The organism is Citrobacter sp. Cu096 (assembly GCF_030332285.1).
GTDB lineage: Bacteria > Pseudomonadota > Gammaproteobacteria > Enterobacterales > Enterobacteriaceae > Citrobacter > Citrobacter meridianamericanus.
In genome coordinates this window covers 1,153,249-1,178,916 of sequence record NZ_JAOWID010000030.1, presented here as the reverse complement: position 1 = coordinate 1,178,916, position 25,668 = coordinate 1,153,249, and the positions used below count along the sequence as shown (strand labels likewise).

Below are 25,668 nucleotides of genomic sequence, written 5' to 3'. Positions count from 1 at the left end.
ATCGCTAATACCGTTAATATCTATATCTATTGTGGTGTGTTATCTCTCAGACCAGGAGCATCCATGAGCCATTTCCGTTCAATCGAATTAAAACATGCAAGTCGGCTGCTTAACCACGGCCCTACGATACTAATCACCAGCCGGGATGAGCATACCGAGCGGCGCAATGTGATGGCGGCGGCATGGTCAATGCCCGTGGAGTTTGAACCGCCGCGGATCGCAATTGTTGTCGATAAAACCGCCTGGTCGCGTGAATTGATTGAGCGTAGCGGCAAGTTCGGCATCGTTATTCCGGGCGTGGCCGCCACCAACTGGACCTGGGCGGTAGGCAGCGTTTCGGGTCGCGTAGAAGATAAATTTAACTGCTATGGTATTCCGGTGGTAAAAGGTCCGGTACTGGGATTACCGTTAATAGAAGCGAAATGTCTGGCCTGGATGGAGTGTCGTCTGCTGCCTGCAACTGCGGCACAGGAAAAATATGACACCCTGTTTGGCGAAGTGGTATCTGCTGCCGCTGATGAGCGTGTCTTCGTTGAGGGACGCTGGCAGTTTGATGATGGCCTACTCAATACCCTGCATCATCTTGGCGCCGGAACGTTTGTCACCAACGGGAAACGCATAACAGCGGCTGAATAATACGGGCGCAATAATCGCCCGTTTACTTTCACATGCTGTAGCCGGGTTTTTTAATCAGCCTCGTCATCTGCGGCGCAATTTCGGCATCCCACACGCCCTGCCACGCCTCGGGCTCAATTTCATTCAGCGCCACGCTCACTGAACTCTCTTTGCTTTGTAAATGACGAATAATGACTTCGGTAATATCCGCCGCCAGTGCGGCCTTCTGTTCTTCGTTCAGATCGCGAGGAAAACATTTGATATCAACGTGCGGCATGACAGGTTCCTTATTGTTTTGGGATGCAGGTTACTTATGCGGACTCTCGTTCAACCAGGTGAAATCCGACATCAATAATATCGTCTTCACGCGGGATTTGTTCGATACGATCGGCCAGAAGTGAGGCGGCGCGTTGTCCAATGGCCCGTCGGTCGACGCTGACGGTGGTGATGGCTGGCCGGTTACTGGCGGCAAAATCAAGATCGCCAAAACCGATTATCGCTAGCTCCTGCGGCACGCGTAAACCACGGCTTTCGGCTTCCATAATCGCCCCTTGGGCTAACGTATCTGAACTACAGACAATGACATCAAACGTGTGCTCAGCCAGTAGTTGCGTCAACCCGCTGCGCCCCAATGCCAGAGAAGCCGGAAGCGGAACATCCACCTGCGCGTCAGCCGCAATATCATGACGACTCAGCGCATCACGTAGCCCTTGTTTTCGCTGGCCTGCACGGCGATCGGCAGTCCATAGCAAACCAGGACGGCGATAACCTTTTTTTAGCAAATAGTCTGCCACCGCCTGACCCACTTTTTCATGCGAAAAACCGACTAGCATATCGATGGGCGTTGGCGTTAAATCCCAGATCTCCACAACCGGAATGGCCGCATTAAGAATCACCTTTTTCAACTCGGCGGTATGATGGATACCGGTGAGCACGACGCCATCCGGGCGGCGAGAAAGCAGCGTCGCCACCAGCTCGGCCTCAGTTTGCGGCGTGTAACCTGATACGCAGAGCAAGATGTGGTACCCGCGCTCAGCCAGTTCATCGCTTAATGTCTGAATGGTATCGACAAACATATTGTTGTTAATTTGCGGAACAACCACGGCGATAAGCTTACTGCGACGCGAAGCCAGCCCCCCGGCCAGCGCGTTAGGGATATACCCCGTGGCGCGTACCGCCTGCATCACTTTTTCCACCGTTTTCGGGCGCACCAACTGCGGGCTATTTAGCGCTCTGCTCACCGTCATGGGTGACAATCCTGCAGTACGGGCAACATCTTCCAGCGTGGGTGCTCGCGGAGGTCTGGCGTTTTTCACTGTCGATGCCCTTGTCAAAAATCGCTGATTTATCGTGGCATTATTCATCATGATTTCGGCTATTGCCAGCGCCCCTCCACCATAGCAAAAAGAAAACAGCAGCTTAGCGTAGTGTTATCAAACAAAATGATAGCGCCATCATAAAGAATTGTGCATTTTCCCATAAAATATTGGAATGTGATGCTGTTTACAAGTTCTTGCCCTTTCATCTCCATATTTGTGAGCGGTTGTTCAAATCACAATCAATTTGCTGGCGCACTGATTGCGCTAACACTAAAAATGTTAGCGCAATCATTTTTTATCACCAGGAGAGAATAATATGTCTTTAAGCGCTAATTCCGATGCCGTGACCTATGCCAAATCAGCCAATGGAAAAACCGCGGCAGAAACTGGCGACCGTATCGAGTGGGTCAAACTGTCCCTGGCTTTCCTTCCTCTGGCAACACCGGTAAGCGATGCTAAAGTGCTGACCGGTCGTCAGAAACCCTTAACCGAAGTTGCCATTATCATCGCCGAGATCCGCAGTCGCGACGGATACGAAGGCGTTGGATTTAGTTATTCCAAGCGGGCTGGCGGTCAGGGAATCTATGCGCATGCCAAAGAAATTGCCGACAACCTGTTAGGCGAAGATCCAAACGATATCGACAAGATCTACACCAAGCTGCTGTGGGCTGGGGCTTCCGTGGGGCGCAGCGGCATGGCGGTTCAGGCTATCTCCCCTATCGATATCGCCTTATGGGATATGAAAGCCAAGCGTGCAGGGTTGCCGCTGGCAAAACTGCTGGGTGCGCATCGGGACTCCGTGCAGTGCTACAACACCTCCGGTGGGTTCCTGCATACGCCGCTGGATCAGGTGCTCAAAAACGTGGTTATTTCTCGTGAGAACGGTATTGGCGGCATCAAACTCAAGGTTGGTCAGCCAAACTGCGCCGAGGATATTCGCCGCTTAACCGCGGTACGTGAAGCGCTGGGTGATGACTTCCCGTTGATGGTCGATGCCAATCAGCAGTGGGATCGAGAAACCGCCATCCGTATGGGACGTAAAATGGAGCAGTTCAATCTGATCTGGATAGAAGAGCCGCTTGACGCCTACGATGTAGAAGGCCACGCCCAACTGGCAGCCGCGCTGGATACCCCGATTGCCACCGGTGAAATGCTGACCAGCTTCCGCGAACATGAGCAGCTGATCCTCGGCAATGCCAGTGATTTTGTGCAGCCCGATGCGCCGCGTGTGGGCGGGATTTCACCGTTCCTTAAGATTATGGATCTGGCGGCAAAACACGGACGTAAACTGGCACCTCACTTCGCCATGGAAGTACACCTGCATTTGTCCGCCGCTTATCCGCTTGAGCCATGGCTGGAACATTTCGAATGGCTGAACCCGCTATTTAATGAACAGCTTGAGCTGCGCGATGGGCGGATGTGGGTATCTGACCGTCACGGTCTGGGGTTCAGCATCAGTGAACAAGCGCGCCGCTGGACGCAATTAACCTGCGAGTTTGGAAAACGTCCTTAATTGACTTTGGCGGGTAAATAACACCCGCCCTCTTCCCCTACATAAACGCTCTCAACCTTATGAAAGGAGTGGGTGATGAACACAATAATAAAGCGCACAAAAGTGCGTTACGGCATTCTGATATTTCTGTTTCTTGCCACTGTATTTAATTATGCCGATCGCGCGACGTTATCCGTGGTGGCTCCGATTATGAGTAAAGAATTAGGTTTTGATCCTGAAGCTATGGGACTGGCCTTTTCCGCTTTCGGTATTTCTTATGTCATTATGCAGTTGCCAGGCGGCTGGCTACTTGATCGTTACGGTTCTCGTCTGGTTTACGGTTGCGCCCTGATTGGCTGGTCGCTGGTGACCATGTTCCAGGGCACAATTTATCTGTACGCCAGCCCACTGGTCGTATTGATTATCTTACGATTACTGATGGGTGCCATTGAGGCTCCGGCCTTTCCTGCCAACAGCCGATTAAGTGTGCAGTGGTTTCCAAATAACGAACGCGGCTTTGTCACTTCCGTTTATCAGGCCGCACAATATATCTCGTTAGGGATTATTACGCCGCTCATGACGATTATTTTGCATAATCTGAGCTGGCACTTTGTTTTTTATTATATCGGGGCAATTGGCGTGATTCTTGGCATCTTCTGGCTGGTCAAAGTCAGGGATCCTATGCATCATCCGAAAGTAAACCAACAGGAAATTGACTATATACGGGAAGGTGGTGGCGAACCGTCACTGGGCAATAAAAAAGAGCCGCAGAAAATTACCTTTGCGCAAATTAAAAGCGTCTGCGTCAATCGCATGATGATTGGCGTTTACATCGGGCAGTTCTGCGTAACGTCAATTACCTGGTTCTTCCTGACCTGGTTCCCTACCTATCTGTACCAGGCTAAAGGTATGTCGATCCTCAAAGTGGGATTTGTCGCCAGTATTCCTGCTATTGCCGGTTTTATCGGTGGATTATTAGGCGGCGTGTTCTCCGACTGGCTACTAAAACGCGGCTACAGCCTGACTGTCGCCCGTAAGCTGCCGGTTATCTGTGGTATGTTACTTTCCTGCGTCATCGTTATTGCCAATTATACCTCATCAGAATTTGTGGTTATTGCAGCGATGAGTCTGGCGTTTTTCGCCAAAGGCTTTGGCAATCTGGGATGGTGCGTACTCAGCGATACCTCGCCTAAAGAGGTGCTCGGCATTGCTGGCGGCGTATTCAATATGTGCGGCAACATGGCAAGTATTATTACACCGCTAGTGATCGGCGTCATTCTGGCGAATACCCAGTCATTCGACTACGCCATTCTGTACGTCGGCTCGATGGGACTGATTGGCCTGATTTCTTATCTGTTTATTGTCGGTCCGTTGGATCGTATTACGCTGACGCCTTCCGTCGCGTAATTTTACCTTATGGCGAAGGTTCGCCCGCTGTTCCGGGATTTGCACTCCTGCGGAACAGCGTTTTTTTATTCAAATAATCTTATTGTTTTTCAGGACAGTTCGCAGCCTCGGATGCTGACAAACTGCATCAGCGATGGCGCTAATATTCGGCGTGTTGTCCTGAAACCAGTCATGCCCTGGCCCCCAGGTGCGCATAACGGCAATATATACGTCCAGTAGTGTTAGCTGATCCCCGAATGCGTACGGCTCGGCGTTTAGCTGATCGTTCAGCCACATATAGAGAGATTTCCGGTACTCAATGCAGTTTTTTTTCAACTGCGCCGGAGCATCTGGCGCCCAGCGATCGGGATAGTCGGCAAAGGTAAATGTAGGATAGACATTTGCCACCAGCCAAATCAGCAGGCGCTGAAACTGCTGGCGTTCGGCGTGTCCAACGGGTGGCGCAAGTTCAGGGCAACGATCGAGGATCATCAGCGCGATCGCTGCCGTTTCCGTCATCACATTGCCATTTTCCAGCACCAGTGTGGGCACCTGACATAGCGGATTCATTTTTTTAAGTAACTCCCGCTGAGGGCCGTCACTGTCAAAACCGTCGACATTAATAAAATGATAAGGGATTTCCGCCAGTGTGAGCATAACTTCACTGATGGCCGATCCCCAGCCCGGCACCCCATAGATTTTCATCATGCTGCAACCCTCAATGTTAAAACCCTAAGTGTAGAGCAGCATTCGTGAGTCTATGCAGTCATCATTATTACTCTAATAATAACAATACCCGTGCCAGAGCGAACACCAGGAGAGTAAGAGATGCGTTCCAGTATGTTTAAATACATGAGCATTTTTGTGCAGGTTGTGGAGCAAGGCGGATTTGCCAAAGCCGCCGATGTGTTACACCTGCATCGCCCTGCTGTAACCAAAGCGATGGGCGTAAAGCTGCTTAAGCGCACCACCCGCAAAGTGAGTCTGACTGATGAGGGCGACGCTTTTTATCAGCGCACAAAAATATTACTTGGTGATGTTGATGACATCATGACCTCTTTCTCACCCACTCGCCCTCCGCGCGGAAAACTCAGGGTGAACGCTCCCCTGTCGCTGGCGCATTCGGTATTAGTCCCGGCCCTGAACGATTTCCAGTCGCGCTACCCGGATAACGGTTTATCTTTGAAGGACTGCAATCCGGTCAGCTCAAACCGCTGATTGATAAAACCTTCGCTTTTGATGACATTGTCAACGCGCATCGCTACATGGAAGCCAACGGTCAGGTGGGTAAAATCGTCGTCACCCTGTAATCCCTGTGCGGCGCAGCCTTGTGCCTCACGGTGCGCTCCTGACAGCGCTTTCTTTCTGGCGCGATATTTTCACTATGCCTATCACTTCCTGATTAAAAAATCTTGTATGCGTACACTACAAAATATAATAGGGATGTTATCCGCCCTGTAAAAAAATATACTTTTGAGTTTGTTTTATTTCAACAGTAAGATAGCAGTTAATTTAACTTAGGTCAGGGCAAACCGCCTTTCGCGTTATATGTTTGTATTAATTGTTTAACTTTTATGACAACAAATGAATAGTTTAAATGGAAATTTTTATTTTAAGTACTTTCACAAAATTGATGATTAGTAGAGAATGCAGCGTTTCTTATTAAGACTTATTTAAAACAACTTTTAATATCCCCTGGTTTCATTGCGGGGATTTTTTGTATGGATTTTACATACCATCATGGGGTCTCTATGAAAAGTAACACGCCCGTTACACAAATTGAGCACAGACTTAACGATAAAGCGACGCTGCTTTCTTCGACGGATAAAGAAAGTCATATTACCTACGCCAACTCCGCATTTATTGATGCCAGCGGATTTAACGAACAGCAATTAATGGGCGAACCGCATAATATTATTCGCCACCCTGATATGCCTCCCGCGGCGTTCGCCGATATGTGGTACACGCTACAGCAGGGAGAGAGCTGGACAGGGATGGTGAAAAACCGTCGGCAGAATGGCGACCATTACTGGGTTCGCGCCAACGTTACACCGGTCTGGCACAATGAAAAGCTCACTGGCTACATTTCGGTGCGTACCGTTCCTTCGCGTGATGAAATAACTCATAGTGAAAGCTTATACCAAAAAATTAATAGTCAGCAGTTTAAAGGCTTTCGGCTTTATAAAGGCATTATCATTCGTCGCGGCATAATGGCATGGGCTTCTATGTTTAAATGGCTGAGTATTAGCCAGCGTGTCAATTATTCTTTAGGAGTAGCCGCCCTGCTCACTTTGTTATTTCAGTTCGCCCCTATCAACCCATTTATTCAGGCGGGTGGGTTGTTAATATTATTTCTTATGCTTGCTATTTACCTTAAGTATCAAATTTGTCAGCCAGTTAATACGCTACTGACGCAAATGAAAAAAGTGGTATCCGGACGAAAACCTGATAACTGTCATTTAAATCGGGTGGATGAGATCGGAATGCTGATGCGGCTGGTTAATCAGTCCGGACTTAACCTGAATTCACTGGTCGATGACGTCAGTACGCAAATCTCCGGCATTCGCGCGATCAGTCAACGGGTATCAAAAGAAGGTACGGCGCTGCATAAACGCTCAGAAGAAACCTCAGCCGACCTGCAACAGACGGCTGCGGCCATTGAAGAAATTGGCAGTGCAGTACAGCAAACCGCTGAAACGGCGGCTCATACCATGACTATGGCCGATAAAACCAGCGCCAACGCTGCAGAAGGCGGCGATATCATGAAACAAACTATCGCCATGATGCAGGCGATATCGCGTGACAACGGGCAGATCGTTGACATCATTGGCGTCATCGACAGCATCGCTTTTCAGACCAATATTCTGGCGCTCAATGCCGCAGTTGAGGCGGCGCGCGCCGGGGAGTCCGGCCGTGGTTTTGCCGTCGTGGCGGCAGAAGTGCGAAATCTGGCGCAGCACTCAGCGTCCGCGGCAAAAGAGATCAAGCAACTTATCGAAAAAAACGTCGCTAACGTGAATAGCGGGGTCAAAATGGTGGAGCAAACGGAAACACATCTCACCGGGATGATTGGCGATGTACTGCAGATGTCGATGATGATCAAAGACATTAGTCTGGCCACCCGCGAGCAAACCCAGGCGTTGGATCTGATTAATGATTCGATTTCACGCGTTGGCACCATGACGCACAATAACGCAGAGATGGTGGAACGTGTCACTGACGCGACTGCCGATCTGACCCAGCGTTCATCACGTTTACAGCAGGCCGTTCAGGTCTTTGGCGCATCGGCATAAACACGCCGCGCTTATCGGGTAAATGTCTCGATAAGTGCGCCTCTCCTTGTATTAACCCCCTTCTTTTTTATTGGCTGAATCGAGGCCACACCGCGCCAGCTATGGCTGTACAAAAATACTGAATTCTTGTTATCGGGGCTTTGCGGAACCGATCAATTGAATGTAGGATGCTCGGCCGGCTGTTTTCCCTCGTAACACAATGAAGGGTAACGCTGTTTTCGCCGCAGCAGGTGCGGCAAAAAGGACGTTGAATTTTTGTCAGGTCAACAGGAAACGTAATGAACACAAACAACACGCAAGCCGCAGAGCAACATGCGGCGAAACGACGCTGGTTGAATGCCCACGAAGAGGGGTATCACAAAGCGATGGGCAATCGACAGGTGCAAATGATCGCCATTGGCGGCGCAATTGGTACCGGATTGTTTTTAGGCGCAGGCGCACGCTTGCAGATGGCCGGGCCTGCTTTGGCGCTGGTCTATCTGGTGTGCGGTATTTTTTCGTTCTTTATACTGCGCGCGCTCGGTGAACTGGTTTTACACCGCCCTTCCAGCGGCAGTTTTGTTTCCTATGCTCGTGAATTTTTAGGTGAGAAAGCCGCCTATGTGGCGGGCTGGATGTACTTCATCAACTGGGCAATGACCGGCATTGTCGATATCACCGCAGTGGCGCTGTATATGCATTACTGGGGCGCATTTGGCGATGTGCCGCAGTGGGTATTCGCCCTCGGCGCACTGGCCATTGTCGGCACCATGAACATGATCGGCGTGAAGTGGTTCGCAGAGATGGAGTTTTGGTTTGCACTGGTTAAAGTACTGGCGATTTTCATTTTTCTGGTGGTGGGGACCGTATTTTTAGGTACCGGAAAGCCGCTTGATGGTAACGCCACGGGCTTTCACCTGATTACCGACAACGGCGGATTCTTCCCGCATGGCCTGCTGCCAGCGCTGGTACTTGTACAGGGTGTGGTTTTTGCGTTTGCCTCTATTGAACTGGTGGGCACTGCCGCCGGTGAATGCAAAGATCCGCAAACGATGGTGCCAAAAGCAATCAATAGCGTTATCTGGCGTATTGGTCTGTTTTATGTGGGTTCTGTCGTGCTGCTGGTTCTGTTACTACCATGGAACGCCTATCAGGCAGGACAAAGCCCGTTTGTCACCTTCTTCTCCAAACTGGGTGTGCCGTACATCGGCAGTATCATGAATATTGTGGTGCTCACTGCGGCGCTTTCCAGCCTTAACTCCGGGCTGTATTGCACCGGGCGTATTTTACGTTCCATGTCGATGGGCGGATCTGCGCCGAAGTTTATGGCGAAAATGAGCCGTCAACAGGTACCCTGGGCTGGGATCCTCGCCACGCTGGTCGTGTATGTCGTTGGCGTATTCCTGAACTATCTGGTTCCATCGCAGGTGTTTGAGATTGTGCTGAACTTCGCATCGCTGGGCATTATTGCGTCGTGGGGATTTATTATGGTCTGTCAGATGCGTCTGCGCCGGGCCATCAAAGAAGGCAAAACGGTAGATGTCAGCTTCAAACTGCCGGGCGCACCGTTTACCTCCTGGTTAACGCTGCTGTTCCTGCTGAGCGTGCTGGTACTGATGGCGTTTGACTATCCGAACGGTACTTATACCATCGCATCATTACCGCTGATAGCCATCCTGCTGGTTGCGGGTTGGTTTGGTGTACGTAAGCGCGTTGCTGAAATTCACCGCACTGCGCCGTAATGACAAAAGGCCTGACAGGTTAATCCTTCAGGCCTTCTTTTTTAGTTAGTTTCAATCAACTGCGCGACGTCATTGCTGTTAATTCCCCGCGCATTCCCGTCTTTTTATCCAGCTTTGACGAGGCGTATCGTAGGGTTTGGAGAAATGATCGGAGGGGTTTCCCCCTCCGGTTAATTACAGCGCAATACGAATAACATCGTCCGGCTGGGTAGCTTCCTGTTCGCGTGTAGACTTCTGCTTCACGCTGACGTACAGGGTTTTACCATCGGCGGAGAGCGCCAGGCTGTTCGGGAATGTTGGGGTATCAAACGTTTTGACGACTTTATAACTTTTCGCGTCGATCACGCTGACTTTTCCGGCCTGACGATGGGTCACGTAGGCTTCGTTACGCACCGGGTTGAACAGCACGGCCAGGGATTCCGGCGCGGCGACTTTAGCCAGTACGTTACCATTACGGGTGTCGACTACCAGCACTTCTGCCGCTTTAGAGTCGGTGACAAATGCACGGTTACCCGCCGTGTCCAGGCTCAGGTTGATGAAGAAATGCTCTTTGCCATCATCCAGCAGCTTTTTGCGAATGAGAATTTTGTTGGTGGTGGTATCGATGGTAATGAATTCACCGTCTGCATTGGCCGTATACAGGCGCTTAGCGTTGCTGTCGACCGCCAGAGCGGTGCTCATTTTGCCAGTATTTTGAATGGTGTCCTTCAGTTTAATGGCATCACCGTCCACCACCCAAATCACGCTCTCTTTACCAATACCGCTAATGTATACCGTGTTCGTGGCGTCATCTGCGGCCAGTTCACGCGGCTGCAGCGGGCGAACATCTTCAGAACGCTTACGCGCATCCAGCACCAGACGCCCTTTCACTGTGCCCGTTTTGGCATCCATCGCCGTTACCGCGCTATTTACCGTGTTGCCGAACCACAGCGTTTGCGTGGCGTTGTTAATGGTGGCACCAAACGGTTTGAGATCGTTATGAATAACCTGAGTCACTTCGAGGGTGACTGGATCAAGACGATAAACCACCCCGCCGACATCCAGTTTGCGGCTCTGCGAGGTTGCCAGCCACAGTGCGTTCTCTTGTTGGCTGTACGCCATTTCATAGGCGCCTTTACCCACGGCTTTGCGCAGTAGTTCTTCTGCAGCCTGCGTAGTAAAAGATGATGCAACGAGCAGTGAACCTAACAGTAATGAACCACGCAGACGCGGTGAAAACAGATGACGTAAAGACATGACGACTCCCTTTGAAAAATTCGTTTGTTACTGCTTCACATAGCTTCAATGCGCAAAATCATAGTTTTGCTTTGTAGTAATGAGAATAGTAATCATTATTCATCTCAAAGTGGAGCACTTATTCACATATTGACTACAATCGTTTTGGTTGTCCGGTTATTTACCGCAATTCAACAGCGCTAAATTTCATCTTTTATAAAAATATTCACATGATTACCGCCGATTTTACGGCGTAAACATCATTTACTGGCCTTGTTCATGACGATTTTTTCAGCTCGCTTTATTGCATTTCCTGTTTCATTACTGTCTTTCCTGCTCTCCCCATGTGCTGTGGCAGAAAGTGAGATCAACGATCAAACGCTGATCGTGAGCGCGACGCCGCAATCCGTTTCTGAGCTGGACACCCCAGCCGCCGTCAGCGTCGTTAACGGCGAAGATATGCGTCTGGCAACGCCGCGAATTAATTTGTCTGAATCCCTGACTAGTGTCCCAGGTCTACAGGTGCAAAATCGGCAGAACTACGCCCAGGATCTACAGTTGTCGATTCGCGGATTTGGTTCGCGAACCACGTATGGCATCCGCGGTATTCGTTTGTACGTCGACGGGATCCCGGCAACGATGCCGGATGGACAGGGTCAAACCTCCAATATTGATATCAGCAGCGTACAAAATATTGAGGTTTTACGTGGCCCCTTCTCGGCTTTGTATGGCAATGCCTCCGGCGGGGTGATGAATGTCAGCACTGAAACGGGTCATGAACCGCCAACCATTGAAGCCAGCAGTTATTACGGCAGTTTTGGCACCTGGCGCTACGGGTTAAAAGCAACGGGCGCGCTGGGTGATGGTACTCAACGAGGGGATGTGGATTACACCGTTTCAACAACCCGGTTTACCACCCACGGATATCGCGATCGCAGTAGTGCGCAAAAAAGTCTGGCCAATGCCAAACTGGGCGTGCGCATAGATGATGCGAGCAAACTGACACTGATTTTCAATAGTGTAGACAGCAAGGCCGACGATCCCGGCGGTCTTACCGAGTCGGAATGGCAGTCTAATCCGCAGCAATCGCCTCGCGCAGAGCAATTTAATACGCGAAAAACCATCAAACAGACCCAGGCGGGATTGCGATATGAACGCCAGCTTAGCGCGCAGGATGATATCAGTATCATGACCTACGCGGGGGAACGTGAGACCACGCAGTACCAGTCGATCCCAATGGCCCCTCAGTTAAAACCGTCTCACGCCGGAGGCGTCATTACCCTGCAGCGTCATTATCAGGGGATAGATAACCGTTGGACTCACCGTGGTGAGCTGGGCATACCCGTGACCTTCACTACCGGTCTGAATTATGAAAACATGAGCGAAAACCGGAAAGGCTACAACAACTTTCGCCTTGATGAAGGCGTGCCGGAGTATGGCCAGAAAGGCGACTTACGACGTAACGAGCGTAATCTGATGTGGAATCTCGATCCCTATCTGCAAACCCAGTGGCAATTAACGCAGAAGCTTTCGCTGGATGCAGGCCTTCGCTACAGTTCGGTGTGGTTTGATTCTAACGATCGCTATATTACCCCAGGTAACGGAGATGACAGCGGTGACGCCAGCTATCACCAGTGGTTACCTGCCGGGTCGTTAAAATACGCCATCACTGATGCCTGGAACGTTTACCTGGCTGCGGGACGCGGGTTCGAAACGCCGACCATCAATGAATTGTCTTACCGCGCTGATGGTCAAAGTGGGATGAATTTTAACCTACAGCCTGCAACAAATGATACCGTTGAAATTGGCAGTAAAACGCGTATCGGTGACGGATTGTTTACCGCCGCCCTGTTCCAGACCAACACGGATGACGAAATCGTCGTTGACAGTAGCAGCGGTGGAAGGACGACCTATAAAAACGCCGGTAAAACCCGCCGTCAGGGCGCCGAGTTAGCCTGGGACCAACGTTTTGCAGGAAACTGGCGCGTAAAAGCGGCATGGACCTGGCTGGATGCAACTTATCGCAGCAACGTCTGTGGCGATCAAAACTGCAACGGCAACCGACTGCCCGGCATAGCGCAAAACATGGGATTTGCGTCACTGGGCTACGTGCCTGATGAAGGTTGGTATGCGGGAACAGAAGTTCGTTATATGGGCAACATTATGGCCAATGATGAAAATACAGCGAAAGCCCCGTCCTATACCGTTGTTGGTTTGAATACCGGTTATAAATTTTATTACAGCAGTCTCATGATCGACCTGTTCACTCGGGTGGATAATCTGTTCGATAAAACTTATGTCGGCTCGGTGATTGTGAATGAGTCAAACGGCAGATACTACGAACCGGCGCCAGGACGAAACTACGGTTTAGGAATTAATCTGGCATGGCGTTTTGAGTAAAACTGGCGGGAATGACTCCCGCCCTCCGATTTACGCATCGTCGGCAAGACGAATAACCACCTTGCCAAAGTTTTTGCCGGTCAGCAGGCCGATAAAGGTCTGCGGCGCATTTTCCAGACCGTCGGTGATTTGCTCGCGGTAATGGATTTTGCCCTCTTTAACCCAACGTCCCATCTCGCGCTGAAACTCCTGAATGCGGTGACCATAATCCTGACCAATGATAAAGCCCTGCATGCGGATACGTTTTTTCAGCAGCGTTGCCATCAGCAAAGGTAATCTGTCCGGTCCGGCAGGGAGCGATGTGGCGTTGTAACCGCTGACCAGTCCGCAAAGCGGAATGCGCGCAGACGTGTTGAGTAACGGCAGGACAGCGTCAAATACCTTTCCGCCGACGTTTTCATAGTAAATATCGATCCCCTGTGGACAGGCTTTTGCCAGCTGTTGCGCGAAATCTTGTGCGTGGTGATCGAGACAGACATCAAAACCCAGTACTTCGGTGGCATGGCGGCATTTTTCAGCGCCGCCTGCAACGCCGATCACCCGGCAACCTTTGAGCTTACCTATCTGTCCTACCGTTGCGCCAACCGGGCCTGTCGCGGCTGCCACAACCAGCGTTTCTCCCGCTTTCGGCTGACCGATATCGAGCAGTCCCATATAGGCGGTAAAACCTGGCATACCCATAACGCCCAGTGCCCAGGAGGGATGCTCGGGGTTATCGCCAAGTTTCACCAGCCCGTTCCCATCGGAGATGTCATAGTCCTGCCATCCGCTGTAGCTCAGCACCCACTCGCCAGTCTGATAGTCAGGATGATTAGATGACACTACGCGACTTACGGTACCGCCAACCATAACGCCGCCAATCTCAACCGGTGCGGAGTAAGACGGTTCATCGCTCATGCGTCCACGCATATAGGGATCGAGAGAAAGAAAAACAGTGCGCAGTAAAATCTGACCTTCACCCGGCGTTGCAACCTCATCTTCTTCAAGACGGAAGTTGTCCGTAACTGGCGCGCCATGTGGGCGGGAAGCCAGTACCCAGCGGCGATTACGATTAGTCTGTTGACCCATGATGTGCTCCTCTGCTTTTGGCATGAATCCATCAATAGTAGCAGCCCGGACCTGCCATTTAGCTGACGCCAGGGTTTAACCGCACAACCAGGTAAACGCAGGGTTGTGTAGTTTCATTGATAAACCGACAGTCATTTGGTGGGCCAAGCTCCAGGCAATCGCCCGCCTGCATTTCATGTCGCACGTCCCCCTCCACAAAGACTAACTCCCCTTGCTGGAGCCAGATAAGCTGTCTGGCCTGCACATAAGAAGAGGCTGGCATCGGAATATCGCTGCCGGCAGGCAATTCTATCTGCACCAGATCAATCGGCAGATCGCTGCGCGGCGAAACATGGCGGCGTAAATAATGGCTTTGCGGGTCGTGCCAGACGGGCTGGTCAGCGAAGCGCAGCAGCTTGCCCTCCTGCATTTCGGCCCGCGCAATCAGCATAGACATGCTGATACCAAAGGCGCCGGAGAGCCTGCCCAGCAGCGTGGCCGTTGGGCTGCTTTCACCGCGTTCTATTTTATGGATCATCGCCCGCGACACGCCCGCGCGCTCGGCAAGTTCCGTCAGTGACCAGCCGCGAGATTCCCGCTCAATGCGAATTCTTGCCGCGATCCGTTGATTTATGCTGTCTTCAATAGTATTCATATTGTAATACTATAGTGAACAAGCCTTGAGGTTCAACATGTCAATTCGATTTGCTAGCAAAGAAGACTGTGCAGCTATTGCCGAAATCTACAACCACGCGGTACTGCATACGGCGGCTATCTGGAACGATCAAACGGTCGATGCCGAAAACCGTATTTCCTGGTACGAAGCCCGCCAGTTGATGGGGTATCCGGTGCTGGTAAGTGAAGATAATGGCGTGGTTACGGGATATGCCTCCTTTGGCGACTGGCGTAACTTTGATGGATTTCGCCATACCGTTGAACATTCGGTGTATGTCCATCCTGAGCATCAGGGAAAGGGCCTGGGACGAGCGCTGCTTAGCAGGCTGATAGAAGAAGCTCGTGTATGCGGCAAGCATGTGATGGTGGCCGGTATTGAGTCTCAGAATCAGGCGTCTTTGCATCTGCACAGCACGCTGGGTTTTAAAACCACCGCGCAAATGCCGCAGGTTGGCACCAAATTTGGCCGCTGGCTGGATCTGACCTTCATGCAGTTGCAGTTAGACGATCGTCGCGAACCGGATGCCGGCAGATGAACCAGACGCTGACCCTCTCCTTTCTGATTGCGGCGGGTATTGGTCTGGTGGTGCAAAATACCTTGATGGTGCGCATTACGCAGACATCCTCGACGATCCTCATCGCCATGTTATTGAACTCGCTGGTCGGGATCGTATTATTTGTCAGCATATTGTGGTTTAAGCAAGGTGCGGCAGGATTTGCAGAGCTGGTCTCCAGCGTACGTTGGTGGACGCTAATCCCCGGCTTGCTGGGATCGTTCTTCGTTTTTGCCAGTATCAGCGGATATCAAAATGTGGGCGCAGCGACGACTATCGCGGTGCTGGTCGCCAGCCAGTTAATTGGCGGGTTGGTGCTGGATATTTTGCGCAGCCACGGCGTGCCGCTGCGGGCGCTGGTGGGGCCAGTCTGTGGTGCGGTGCTGCTGGTCGTCGGGGCCTGGTTGGTGGCGCGACGCTCATTTTAATTGCGCTTATCCGACCTACAGAATGTGCCTGTAGGCCGGATAAGGTCCGGCAAGGAAATATCAAAGAATAGAGCCGCCTTTGGTCAACTGTTCGCGACGGGCTTCCATATCTTCTTTATGCTGACGGCCATGATGTGCGATCGCTGTACGCAAACGCTGTTGCTGGGTGTAGCGATCTTCCCGGCTCAGCACGTCATCATCGCTGAGTTCAATCAGCAATTCATTCATATGCGTAATGACGCTCTCTTCAATGGCGGCATCAACCCGTGCGCTAACCTCATCCAGATGCGACATAACCTCTCCTTAACTCATTAATTTAACTTTGCTTTCGAAAAATCACTGCCCATCAGGCTCACGCTGTATCCGCTGACATTACTGCGTGTCGCGTAGAACGTTTTACCGTTCGCCAGCGCAATCCACGGTGCCTGCTGATAGAAAATCTCTTGTGACTGCTGGTAAAGCGCGGCGCGTTCTTCAGGTTTGCTCACCAGTTTCGCCTTTTCAACCAGCGAATTATACGCTTTATCGCACCAGCGCGCGGCATTAGATCCGGTTTTAATGCTGTCGCAGCCCAGCAGTACATCGGCGAAGTTATCCGGATCGCCGTTGTCCGACATCCAACCGAACAAAGCGGTGTCATGCTCACCTTTACGCATTCCAGAAAGATATTCGCCCCACTCGTAGGACACAATTTTCGCCTTCACGCCAACTTTTGCCCAGTCGCTCTGGATCATCTCGGCAATCCGTCGGGAGTTCGGGTTGTACGGACGCTGAACCGGCATTGACCACAGTGTCGCTTCAAAACCGTTTTCCAGCCCCGCCTGTTTCAGCAGTTCTTTCGCTTTTTGCGGGTCGTATGCGTAATCCTGCAGATCTTTATTGAACCCCAGCATATTCGGCGGAATCGGTGATTTTGCCACCGTACCAGAACCTAAAAAGACAGCGTTAATAATGGCCTTTTTATCCGTTGCGTAGTTCAGAGCCTGACGCACCAGCACGTTATCAAACGGTTTTTTCTCGGTGTTAAACGCCAGATATCCAACGTTCAACGCGTCAACCGAATGCAGCGTCAAATCTTTATTCTTTTTAATCTCGTCAAACTGTACGGGCGCTGGTGCCGGGATTATCTGGCATTCATTGGTTTGCAGTTTTGCCAGCCGCGTCTGAACGTTCGGCGTGATTGAGAAGATCAGGTGTTTTGTCGGGACCGCACCATCCCAGTAGTTCGGGTTGGCGAGATAACGGATTTGCGAATCCTGCTTGTACTGCTGCAACACGTAAGGCCCGGTGCCAATTGGCCAGTTATCAACGTTTTCCGGGGTGCCTTTTTTCAGCATCGCGTCGGCATATTCCGCTGAAAGAATGGAGGCGAAATCCATTCCCCAGTCGGCAAGAAACGCGGCGTTAGGTTCATTCAGAACAAACTGAACGTGATAATCATCGAGCTTCTTCACTTCTTTAATCAGTTTATCCAGACCGACATCGTTAAAGTATTCGTAGCTTCCCTGAGAAACCTTGTGGTACGGATGATCGGCATCTTTCTGCCTTAATACCGAGAAAATCACGTCATCAGCATTGAAGTCGCGCGTCGGTTTAAAGAATTTATTGCTGTTGAATTTTACACCCTGACGCAGGGTAAAGGTGTAGATCTTACCGTCCGGCGAAATCGTCCAGTCCGTCGCCAGAGACGGTACCGGCGTATTTTTTACCGGGTCGAAGTTGATGAGTCGGTTATACAGCACTTGTGAACTGGCCACAAACGACGGGCCTGAGCTGGCGATTTGCGGGTTAAATGACTCAGGCGACGCTTCAGAGCAGTAGATGATAGTGTCAGTATTGGCCGCCAATGCAGCGCCTGACGGTATGACAGCGCTGAGCGTCAGCGCGAGTAACGTTTTCCTTGCAATCATGATTATAAGCCTTCTTATTTTATTATTAACCGTGATATCAGAGCATAGCTGACAAAAACTGACCAATAACGAATCACTATCAGGTTATTCTAATCCGGTGTATTTCGCTGAATAATCCATCACTCTAAGCGAATTAATTTCCCTTAAGTCTTTTTCGAAACGTCAAGATTTTTCCCGGCACTCTATGCCATGAAAATTAGCCCCTTTTTGCCTCTCTTTCACCGTTTGCTCGTTTTTATAAAACGTAAAGTAGATACGTGAAGAAGTCTAAGGGGTAACAACGTGGCAAAAACTCTCTTGCGCAGCGGCAATTTGGATGACTATCAGGCCGTGGGTGGCGGTGGTCAGGCCGTGTTTGATTCAGCATTGCAAATTCGCGAAACGCTTCGTCTGCGTAAACAACAGGCAATGGTGGATTGTCTGGCGATCCCACAAATTAACGACAACGGCGATCGGGTGGACTGGTATTCCCCGATCGAAGGGAAAGTCGTTGCGTGGAAAGCCGCTGATGAGGAGGCTCGTTTTCGTGCGCTGCGCTATCTGGGGAGCACGCTGGAAAATGCGGCTGCTCTGAGCCGTAAAAGCCTGCAATCGGGGAAAACCTCACTACAGCTGTTTGGCTCACTGCTCGAAAAAGCCATCCAGTTTCCTGGTGAGAATCACGTTTTTTTGGTTGAAGGCAAACCCGTTATTACGTTCTGGGGCTTCGTCAATCTGAACGAAAATCCTCGCGACGAGGTGCTCGATTGCCTGCGACTTGCTGATACTCCTCCTGTCGTTACCGTAGCAGAGCCGGAGCCGGAAGAAGAAAGCAGCCCGGAAATCACCTTCGCCGAGGCTGATACGCCTTTATTGACGCCGGTCGTCGAGCTGGCTAAACCGGCTGAACCTGAACCACAGCCGCCGGTTATAGTTAACGAACCTGAAGTCACACCGCCACTGGCACAAGAGAAACCCGCGCGCCGCCTGCCGCTGTGGAGCCTGCCGGTTGCCGCAGTAATCATTGCCGCCATTGTAGGGCCACTGTTGTGGAAACAACAGACAGTCCAGCCCACTCCCGCAGTCATCCCTGTTGACGTTGCGAAGGCAGATATGGCTCCGCTGCCAGAACTGACATCTGCACTGCCGCTGCATCGGGCTGAAGTGATCCCGGTCGCGAAGAAAGAGAAACCTGTGGAAGGACCTGTCGTGATCGCCGCGATTCCGAAAGATGCGCTGGTCATGGATGCCAACCAGATGAAGGCAGGAACAACGCGTTTTCTCAACGGCAACTGGCGTGTAATGGTCGATGTTAAAGATCCGGTCAGCGGCAAAGCGCCGTCGCTACGCTATCAAATCCAGGCCAATAAAGGCACTGCTCGCGTGGTTCATGGTGACAATATCGTTTGTCGAGCCGAGATTTTCTCCGGTTTGCACCAGTCGGGTGAATTAATGATTAAGAGTCGCGGGAATGCCCGTTGCACGGACGGGTCACGTTATCCAATGCCTGAAATTACCTGCAAAGCGGGAACCAATGACGTCGCCGCGTGTACCGCACGTTATGACGATCACGCGGAAATCCCTCTGACGATCAAAAAGATAGGTGCCTGATTTTATGTTGGTGAATCTGTGTGATTACAAACAGAGCGTGACGCTCATCGCCAATAGCGGTGTGCAATTCCTGGATTTTGGCCTGACGCCGCAAGAATCTGCGCATCATGGTCGCTTTGTGCGCAAAACGGCAAACGGTCCCCTACTACGGCTGGATTTCGATCTGGCAACGGGTCGCTATACCTTGCCAGGCAGTACCGGCGGTCAGCCCGAAGTGGTGAAACCGGAAAGCACCCAGACGCTGCATTATTCGCTTGATGTCCTCGACGGCGTCTGGCTGCCACTGCCGTTTCTGCGCTTTAACCCACCGCGCACGTTTGTTGAAGGTCCGGATAACTGGGCACGCGTGCAGGTACGAAAACTGGCGCAGCCCGACAGCGCGGGCAACACCCACCGCGTTACCGTAGCTCTGGACAGCCAGCTCACTGAAAATGCCCCTGCAGCGTTAACGCCTAATGAAAACGACCTGCTCAACGGGACACGATTCGCGCTGGCCTGGCATGACAATGAAATTGCCGATTTCCTCGACCAGACATGGATTGACGGCTGGTTGCGTGAGTCTTTTATGCATCATGTCACACAGCATGAGAACCGCTCTGAACACGAGATCCAGCAGGCACTGCGTAATTTTGAATATCAGGCACACTGGCTGAATGTGCTGACCCTGTTAGGCGAACAACTTTCGGTGCCGGAAGTGAAGCTGGTTACGCACACCCTCAGTACACCCGCCATTCCCGTCGATCTCATTCTGGATATTGGTAATACACACACCTGCGGCGTGCTGATTGAAGATCATGGCGACGCCAATGACGGACTGCGTCAGACTGCTGAATTACAGGTGCGTTCGTTAAGCGAGCCGCAGTATCTCAACGACCCACTGTTCACCAGCCGACTGGAGTTTTCTGAAGCGCGTTTTGGCAAGCAGCACTTTTCTGTGGAGAGCGGTCGTGATGACGCCTTTATCTGGCCGTCGATTGTCCGCGTGGGTGACGAAGCCCGTAAGCTGGCGATGCAGCGTATGGGCACTGAAGGCAGCAGTGGGATCTCCAGCCCACGCCGTTATCTGTGGGACGAAACGCCGGTGCTACATGATTGGCGCTTTAGCCAGATGAATGGCAAAACCCAGCGCGAGCCGCTGGCTACCGCCTTCCCGCTGATGAACCTGATGAACGATGACGGGCAACCGCTGTTTAGCCTGCCGCAGGACGATCGTCTGCCGGTATTCTCACCGCAATACAGTCGCAGCACGCTGATGACACATATGCTGTGCGAAATTCTGGCTCAGGCGCTGGGCCAAATTAACAGCGTGGCAACGCGATTGCGTCTTGGATTCCCGGCCTCTCCTCGTCAGTTGCGGACGTTGATCCTGACCCTGCCGTCGGCAATGCCCAAACAGGAGCGCGAAATTTTCCGCCTGCGCATGTTTGAGGCTATTGCGTTGGTGTGGAAAGCGATGGGCTGGCACCCGCAGGATGAAGATTTCACCACTCGTAAACAACAAGAAAAGAGCGTGGTTCCCGTACCTGAGATCCAGATGGAATGGGATGAGGCCAGCTGTGGGCAACTGGTGTGGCTGTATAACGAGGCTATCTCCCACTATGATGGCCACACTGAATCGTTCTTTAACGCCCTTGCCCGCCCGGACCGTCTGCCGGAACCCGGTGAGACTAAAGGTCGTGCGCTGCGCGTGGCGTCGATCGACATTGGCGGCGGGACAACGGATATGGCCGTGGTTCATTACCAGCTTGATGATGGCGTTGGGGCGAACGTCAAAATTACCCCGCATCTGTTGTTCCGTGAAGGTTTTAAGGTCGCGGGGGATGACATGCTGCTGGACGTAATTCAGCGTTGCGTTTTGCCCGCGTTGCAAACCCGCTTACAACAGGCTGGCGTGACTGATGCCGCCGCATTGCTGGCGACGCTATTCGGCGATTCCGGGCGCATCGATACTCAGGCGATTTTGCGTCAACAAACGGCATTACAGCTCTTTATGCCGCTTGGTCATGCGGTGCTCTCTGCCTGGGAACAAAGTGATATTAACGATCCGGTAGCCGGGCTGCATGCCACCTTTGGCGAGCTGCTCAGCCAGCGACCCACACGTAACGTGATGAATTATATCCAACAGGCCATCGACCATGCGTTGCCAGCAGGATCGCCAGCGTTTGATGTTCTGAACGTTCCCTTACAGGTACAGTTCAGGCAGCTACAAGAAGCGTTACTGGCGGGACAATTTACTCTGACTGCGCCGCTGCACGCGGTCTGTGAGGCCATTTCGCACTATCGCTGCGATATTTTATTAGTGACCGGCAGACCCGCCTGTTTACCCGGCGTACAGGCGTTGATCCGCCATCTGCAGCCCGTTCCGGTTAATCGTATGATCTGGATGGATAACTACCGCGTACATGAGTGGTATCCGTTTAGCCAGCAAGGACGGATTGGTAACCCCAAATCCACCGCAGCAGTAGGTGCCATGTTGTGTAGCCTGGCGCTGGATTTACGTCTTCCACGCTTTAACTTTAAAGCTGCCGATATCGGCGCTTACTCAACCGTACGATATCTCGGCGTGCTGGATAATACGGTCAATACGCTGCGCGATGAGAATATCTGGTATCACGATATCGATCTGGATAAGCCCGGCGCTAAGCTGGATACCCGCCTGCACTTTCCTTTGCGCGGTAACGTGACGTTAGGTTTCCGTCAATTGGCAAACAGTCGCTGGCCTGCCACGCCGTTGTATACGCTCAGCATAAATTCTGCCGAACTGGCAAAAACCATCGCCGGAGATGGCGTGTTGAATGTCCGGTTGCAACTACGCGGTGGTAGCAAAGAAAGCGGACCGGAATTCTTCGTACTGAGCGACGCCTGGTTACAGGATGGCACTCCCGTTGCCGCCCATGCCTTAACGTTAAAACTGAATACGCTGGCAGACCGTCGCCATAGCGGTAGCCATTACTGGATTGATAGCGGGAGCGTGTACCTGAAATGAGTAAGATGTTAAATACCGCGCAGGCCGTCATCGAATGGGTATCTGATACCCGTCAGCGCTCGGCACGTCTTGATGATGAAGCAGATGCCCTGCTGGCCCAGCTCACGTTAGCCGCCGTGCAGGAATCTGCGTTAAAGACGGCTTTTTCATCGCGAGGGTGCATTGGGTTATATGGACATTCACAATCGGCGAAAGCGCATCTGCTCGCGGCATTGTGCAACAACGCCAATGGCAAAGTGAATATCGTCACTCCGGATCGCAGTTTTGATTACTTTTCGCATATTAATCCCGGTCATGCGCCAACCAATATGGCGATCCGTTTCACGCAGGAAGAAAATCCGCTTGATAGTGAATGGCCATTGCGCCTGCGGTTACTCAGCGAAGCCGAACTGGTACAACTGTTTATCGCCCAGTTCAGTGCGCTCCCGGACAATCGCCAGGTTGAGAAATCGATTATTGAGTCGCGCCTGGAAAAATGGCAAACGCTACGTCAACGTCATCCAGTACAGGGCATTACTGCACAAGATGTTGCGTCGATTGGCCGCTTCTGGCGCGCCTGCGTGCCAACCAATCAGCAGCAAATCGACGATACGCTATGGCATCAGTTTGCCACGCTGCTACCCGCACTGGACCTGACGACCCGGGCAAACGCCTGGGCGTTACTGTGGGGAGAGCAACCAGAACTGACGCAACAGTGGTTGGCGCTGGCGCATACGCTGCAGCAAACCGGGAACGCGTCAGAATTAGCGGCACCGCTGAGCCTGCTGGTCGATCATTTCGGTTTACCTGCGGAAAGTTTTCTTACCCAGATGGCGTTAACCGGGAATGAGGCGCAAAGCGATGTGGTGGTTCATCCCGTTGAAAATCATCAGTTGCTCAACGCGGTTAGTCTCCCTCAGGCATCACTGGCGCTGCTCACGCGCGAACTGGTCCTGACAGTTGAAAACGCTGAACTGGGGAATGTCGATCTGCTTGATATTCCCCTCGCCCCGGATGTTCATCTCCATCCACTGTGGCAGGCCAAATTAGGCTGGATGCTGGAACATTACCGCCAGCATCTGCAACCGGATGTGCTCTTAATCTGTAATGCGGTATCGACCCGTTCCCAGACGCCTGCTATCACCCGCAAGCTGCTGGGCTGGGTTAACGATACTCAGCCCGTACATGACGCCGCATTGCCGGGCGTGGTGTGGGCCATTACCCCGCAGGATGCGCGTTTTAGCACTCAGCAAAACCTGGATGAATCCGTACAGCAATTAATGGGTAAGCCCGGACTGCACTGGGGCACACTGCAGGCGCTGGATAAACACAGCTTACAGCGCCTTGTCGAGTGGCTGACTCAAGCCACCTCGCCACAGCAGCGCCAGGCCAGGTTGGATTCCCTGCGTGAGCAGCACCAACAGCACGTACGCCAAACCCTGATCGGCTGGATTCATCCCGTTGAAGCCGAATCCGGTAGCAATGAGTGGGTGATCCGCCAGTTACAGGCTCAGGCGGCAAAGCATGGCGAACTCCTTGATGGTTTGCTCCCGCCGATGCGCCTCTTTGAGTCGCTGCTGCGTATTCAGCAGCCACGCGAGGAACAGGTGAGCGGACTCTTTAATGAAGATATTGACCTGTTTGCCGAGGTGCGCGACACGCAACACTCGCCGGAAAACAAAGAGATCGGATATCAGGCGCACAAAATGTGGATAAACCACGTGCGCCAGTGGTGTCGCGATGAAAATAATGCGCGCCGGTTACGCCTCGACGCCCGTACGCTAAGGCAGGTTGCCGATATCCTCGTTACCGCCAGCTATCGCCTGGAGATGCCGCAACGCTTACAGCGCATTTTGCAGCGAGAAAACGTCTGCGCCGCGCAACTTCACGCCGATATTGGCGATTTTATTACCTGGCTTGGATTTGCTAACGTTGCCGAGGAACAGCGTCCGGCCAGCAGGATCCAAAAAGGATCGGCTATTTTTAGCGCGCCTAAGCAACAGCCAATGTTACGCCTGACGAAACTGGATGAACAACCTTCGCACGGCGCAAGTCGCTACGTTTACGACTGGCTGGTCGCTTTATATACCCGTGCGAATGAGAACGTGGGGTATCAGCATCCGCAGGACGTCAGTGACGCCGACAGAAAACGATTAGATGCCCTGCTTTCCGCCTGAAACGGCGTTTACGCCGTCATCAGAAGAGAGAAAACATTAACGCGACGGGAAAACTCATCGGCCAGGTCGCCCCGACTAATACTGCGCTGAGAAAACGAATCCGCTTTTTATCGCGGGAAAGAAACCAGGTGATGATTGCCGTGATAGCGGCCATCACCGCATAAAAAACCAACATTTTTTGGTACAGAGACATGTAAGGCATCCGGGCCGAAAGGTGAAATCGCGCGCAATATGCTCTTTTTCATGACCCACATCAAGTTTTATTAATTATTTTAAGAGAAACAGCGGTAAAACACACCGTTTTCATTGTGTTCGGAATTCGTACTATTGCGGATAGTTATAACCCGTACTATACCCATAAGGGTTTAAACGAAAGGTGGCACAAATGAATGTTTCCAGTAAAACGGTGGTGCTGATAAATATATTTGCTGCTGTAGGACTTTTCAGTCTGATTTCCGCAAGGTTTGGCTGGTTTGCTTGATGTGGTTCTTGTTTAATTAATCGCAGCGTCCGCTGGCAGAGAGGTTTTTCTCTCTGCCATTAGTACACCATCTTCCCACTCTCACACTTCCGGGTAAATTATCCTTAGTATGTAATCCCCCTAATCCTTCTATGGCATTAGGTATCTAAATAACGCCTCGGTGTTGTGCCGGTATGCTGATGGAAATTGAGATCCCTTGGCTGAACGGGATTGTTACTGGCATTTGCTTCACTATTGGGCAGCCTGCTGAACCGGCGATTATTGACGACAGGTCTGACGCCGGAACAACTGGGACTGGTTCTGAGCGTTTGTGCGTTACTCGCCTGACTTAGCAGCTTACGCCGCTAATAACCGGACGGTATACCTGAAAGCACAAAGCCCCGATATTCAACCGGGGCTT

General features: G+C 51.7%; 22 protein-coding genes and 2 pseudogenes. 15 read left to right on the top strand and 9 right to left on the bottom strand.

Translation table 11 applies throughout. From position 1 onward, the window contains the following. Nucleotides 1–63 precede the first annotated feature (63 nt). Nucleotides 64–636, top strand: coding sequence for a flavin reductase family protein (locus tag OGX99_RS19995; protein WP_286544860.1), 573 nt, complete (start codon nucleotides 64–66; stop codon nucleotides 634–636). A gap of 28 nt (nucleotides 637–664) precedes the next feature. Here OGX99_RS19995 and pptA read toward each other — a convergent pair whose 3' ends face one another. Next, nucleotides 665–892 carry a tautomerase PptA gene (gene pptA, locus OGX99_RS19990; RefSeq protein ID WP_151219263.1) on the bottom strand — a complete coding sequence of 76 codons (228 nt, stop codon included), beginning with the start codon at nucleotides 890–892 and terminating at the stop codon, nucleotides 665–667. Nucleotides 893–926: 34 nt separating this feature from the next. Next, the gene (locus OGX99_RS19985; protein WP_502873436.1) at nucleotides 927–1,979 is read right to left on the bottom strand and encodes a LacI family DNA-binding transcriptional regulator; all 1,053 of its coding nucleotides are present in this window, start codon (nucleotides 1,977–1,979) and stop codon (nucleotides 927–929) included. 271 nt (nucleotides 1,980–2,250) lie between these two features. On the opposite strand from OGX99_RS19985, the gene OGX99_RS19980 reads away from it, so the two are divergent. Both OGX99_RS19980 and OGX99_RS19975 read left to right on the top strand, forming a co-directional pair. Further along, nucleotides 2,251–3,447, top strand: a complete 1,197-nt coding sequence (locus OGX99_RS19980) for an L-talarate/galactarate dehydratase (protein WP_286544857.1) — start codon at nucleotides 2,251–2,253, stop codon at nucleotides 3,445–3,447. A gap of 75 nt (nucleotides 3,448–3,522) precedes the next feature. Next, complete coding sequence (locus OGX99_RS19975; protein ID WP_286544854.1) at nucleotides 3,523–4,833, top strand: MFS transporter; 1,311 nt, start codon at nucleotides 3,523–3,525, stop codon at nucleotides 4,831–4,833. Nucleotides 4,834–4,902: 69 nt separating this feature from the next. Here the strand turns inward: OGX99_RS19975 and OGX99_RS19970 are convergent, their stop codons facing one another. Next, nucleotides 4,903–5,520: a glutathione S-transferase family protein gene (locus OGX99_RS19970; protein ID WP_151219266.1), complete on the bottom strand. Its 618-nt coding sequence runs from the start codon at nucleotides 5,518–5,520 to the stop codon at nucleotides 4,903–4,905. 120 nt (nucleotides 5,521–5,640) lie between these two features. On the opposite strand from OGX99_RS19970, the pseudogene OGX99_RS19965 reads away from it, so the two are divergent. The 4 genes and pseudogenes from OGX99_RS19965 to ansP form a co-directional block, all read left to right on the top strand. Further along, nucleotides 5,641–5,982, top strand: a pseudogene (locus OGX99_RS19965) (LysR family transcriptional regulator); the annotation flags it as partial. 2 nt (nucleotides 5,983–5,984) lie between these two features. Further along, nucleotides 5,985–6,122, top strand: a pseudogene (locus OGX99_RS19960) (zinc-binding dehydrogenase); the annotation flags it as partial. Between the two features lie 441 nt (nucleotides 6,123–6,563). Next, nucleotides 6,564–8,105 (top strand): methyl-accepting chemotaxis protein, encoded by a 1,542-nt coding sequence (locus OGX99_RS19955; RefSeq protein ID WP_286544850.1) that lies wholly within the window; start codon nucleotides 6,564–6,566, stop codon nucleotides 8,103–8,105. 278 nt (nucleotides 8,106–8,383) lie between these two features. Then, the gene (ansP, locus tag OGX99_RS19950) at nucleotides 8,384–9,826 is read left to right on the top strand and encodes an L-asparagine permease (RefSeq protein WP_286544847.1); all 1,443 of its coding nucleotides are present in this window, start codon (nucleotides 8,384–8,386) and stop codon (nucleotides 9,824–9,826) included. A 174-nt stretch (nucleotides 9,827–10,000) separates the two neighbouring features. Here the strand turns inward: ansP and yncE are convergent, their stop codons facing one another. Next, nucleotides 10,001–11,062, bottom strand: coding sequence for a 7-bladed beta-propeller protein YncE (yncE, locus tag OGX99_RS19945; RefSeq protein ID WP_286540576.1), 1,062 nt, complete (start codon nucleotides 11,060–11,062; stop codon nucleotides 10,001–10,003). Nucleotides 11,063–11,320: 258 nt separating this feature from the next. Between yncE and pqqU the strand changes: the two genes are divergently transcribed. Next, a complete protein-coding gene (gene pqqU, locus OGX99_RS19940) occupies nucleotides 11,321–13,441 on the top strand; it encodes a TonB-dependent receptor PqqU (protein WP_187252398.1) in 2,121 nt (706 codons plus the stop codon). 30 nt (nucleotides 13,442–13,471) lie between these two features. Here pqqU and curA read toward each other — a convergent pair whose 3' ends face one another. Both curA and OGX99_RS19930 read right to left on the bottom strand, forming a co-directional pair. Next, nucleotides 13,472–14,509: an NADPH-dependent curcumin/dihydrocurcumin reductase gene (gene curA, locus OGX99_RS19935; RefSeq protein WP_252838797.1), complete on the bottom strand. Its 1,038-nt coding sequence runs from the start codon at nucleotides 14,507–14,509 to the stop codon at nucleotides 13,472–13,474. 58 nt (nucleotides 14,510–14,567) lie between these two features. After that, nucleotides 14,568–15,143 (bottom strand): helix-turn-helix domain-containing protein, encoded by a 576-nt coding sequence (locus OGX99_RS19930; protein WP_151219269.1) that lies wholly within the window; start codon nucleotides 15,141–15,143, stop codon nucleotides 14,568–14,570. A 37-nt stretch (nucleotides 15,144–15,180) separates the two neighbouring features. On the opposite strand from OGX99_RS19930, the gene OGX99_RS19925 reads away from it, so the two are divergent. Together OGX99_RS19925 and OGX99_RS19920 are read left to right on the top strand one after the other, a co-directional pair. Next, the gene (locus tag OGX99_RS19925; RefSeq protein ID WP_187252395.1) at nucleotides 15,181–15,699 is read left to right on the top strand and encodes a GNAT family N-acetyltransferase; all 519 of its coding nucleotides are present in this window, start codon (nucleotides 15,181–15,183) and stop codon (nucleotides 15,697–15,699) included. After that, nucleotides 15,696–16,145: a DMT family transporter gene (locus OGX99_RS19920; protein WP_151219271.1), complete on the top strand. Its 450-nt coding sequence runs from the start codon at nucleotides 15,696–15,698 to the stop codon at nucleotides 16,143–16,145. The genes OGX99_RS19925 and OGX99_RS19920 overlap by 4 nt, the downstream gene beginning before the upstream one ends. Before the next feature lie 60 nt (nucleotides 16,146–16,205). Here OGX99_RS19920 and OGX99_RS19915 read toward each other — a convergent pair whose 3' ends face one another. Both OGX99_RS19915 and OGX99_RS19910 read right to left on the bottom strand, forming a co-directional pair. Beyond that, on the bottom strand, nucleotides 16,206–16,439 hold the full coding sequence (locus tag OGX99_RS19915; RefSeq protein WP_151219272.1) for a YdcY family protein: 234 nt from the start codon (nucleotides 16,437–16,439) through the stop codon (nucleotides 16,206–16,208). 17 nt (nucleotides 16,440–16,456) lie between these two features. Further along, nucleotides 16,457–18,055 (bottom strand): ABC transporter substrate-binding protein, encoded by a 1,599-nt coding sequence (locus OGX99_RS19910; protein ID WP_151219273.1) that lies wholly within the window; start codon nucleotides 18,053–18,055, stop codon nucleotides 16,457–16,459. Nucleotides 18,056–18,337: 282 nt separating this feature from the next. On the opposite strand from OGX99_RS19910, the gene OGX99_RS19905 reads away from it, so the two are divergent. Genes OGX99_RS19905 through OGX99_RS19895 form a run of 3 tightly spaced genes read left to right on the top strand, consistent with a single transcriptional unit; the run spans nucleotide 18,338 to nucleotide 24,787 of the window. Continuing rightward, nucleotides 18,338–19,645: an SrfA family protein gene (locus OGX99_RS19905; protein WP_252838798.1), complete on the top strand. Its 1,308-nt coding sequence runs from the start codon at nucleotides 18,338–18,340 to the stop codon at nucleotides 19,643–19,645. A 4-nt stretch (nucleotides 19,646–19,649) separates the two neighbouring features. Continuing rightward, complete coding sequence (locus OGX99_RS19900; protein ID WP_278237962.1) at nucleotides 19,650–22,631, top strand: virulence factor SrfB; 2,982 nt, start codon at nucleotides 19,650–19,652, stop codon at nucleotides 22,629–22,631. Next, complete coding sequence (locus OGX99_RS19895; RefSeq protein ID WP_286544837.1) at nucleotides 22,628–24,787, top strand: virulence factor SrfC family protein; 2,160 nt, start codon at nucleotides 22,628–22,630, stop codon at nucleotides 24,785–24,787. The genes OGX99_RS19900 and OGX99_RS19895 overlap by 4 nt, the downstream gene beginning before the upstream one ends. Nucleotides 24,788–24,806: 19 nt before the next feature. Here the strand turns inward: OGX99_RS19895 and OGX99_RS19890 are convergent, their stop codons facing one another. Next, on the bottom strand, nucleotides 24,807–24,980 hold the full coding sequence (locus OGX99_RS19890; RefSeq protein WP_016153148.1) for a GhoT/OrtT family toxin: 174 nt from the start codon (nucleotides 24,978–24,980) through the stop codon (nucleotides 24,807–24,809). Nucleotides 24,981–25,172: 192 nt separating this feature from the next. Here OGX99_RS19890 and yncL point away from each other — a divergent pair, with 192 nt between their 5' ends. Together yncL and OGX99_RS19880 are read left to right on the top strand one after the other, a co-directional pair. Continuing rightward, nucleotides 25,173–25,268, top strand: coding sequence for a stress response membrane protein YncL (gene yncL, locus OGX99_RS19885; protein ID WP_071524268.1), 96 nt, complete (start codon nucleotides 25,173–25,175; stop codon nucleotides 25,266–25,268). 179 nt (nucleotides 25,269–25,447) lie between these two features. After that, nucleotides 25,448–25,600: a hypothetical protein gene (locus OGX99_RS19880; RefSeq protein ID WP_278237963.1), complete on the top strand. Its 153-nt coding sequence runs from the start codon at nucleotides 25,448–25,450 to the stop codon at nucleotides 25,598–25,600. Nucleotides 25,601–25,668 lie beyond the last annotated feature (68 nt).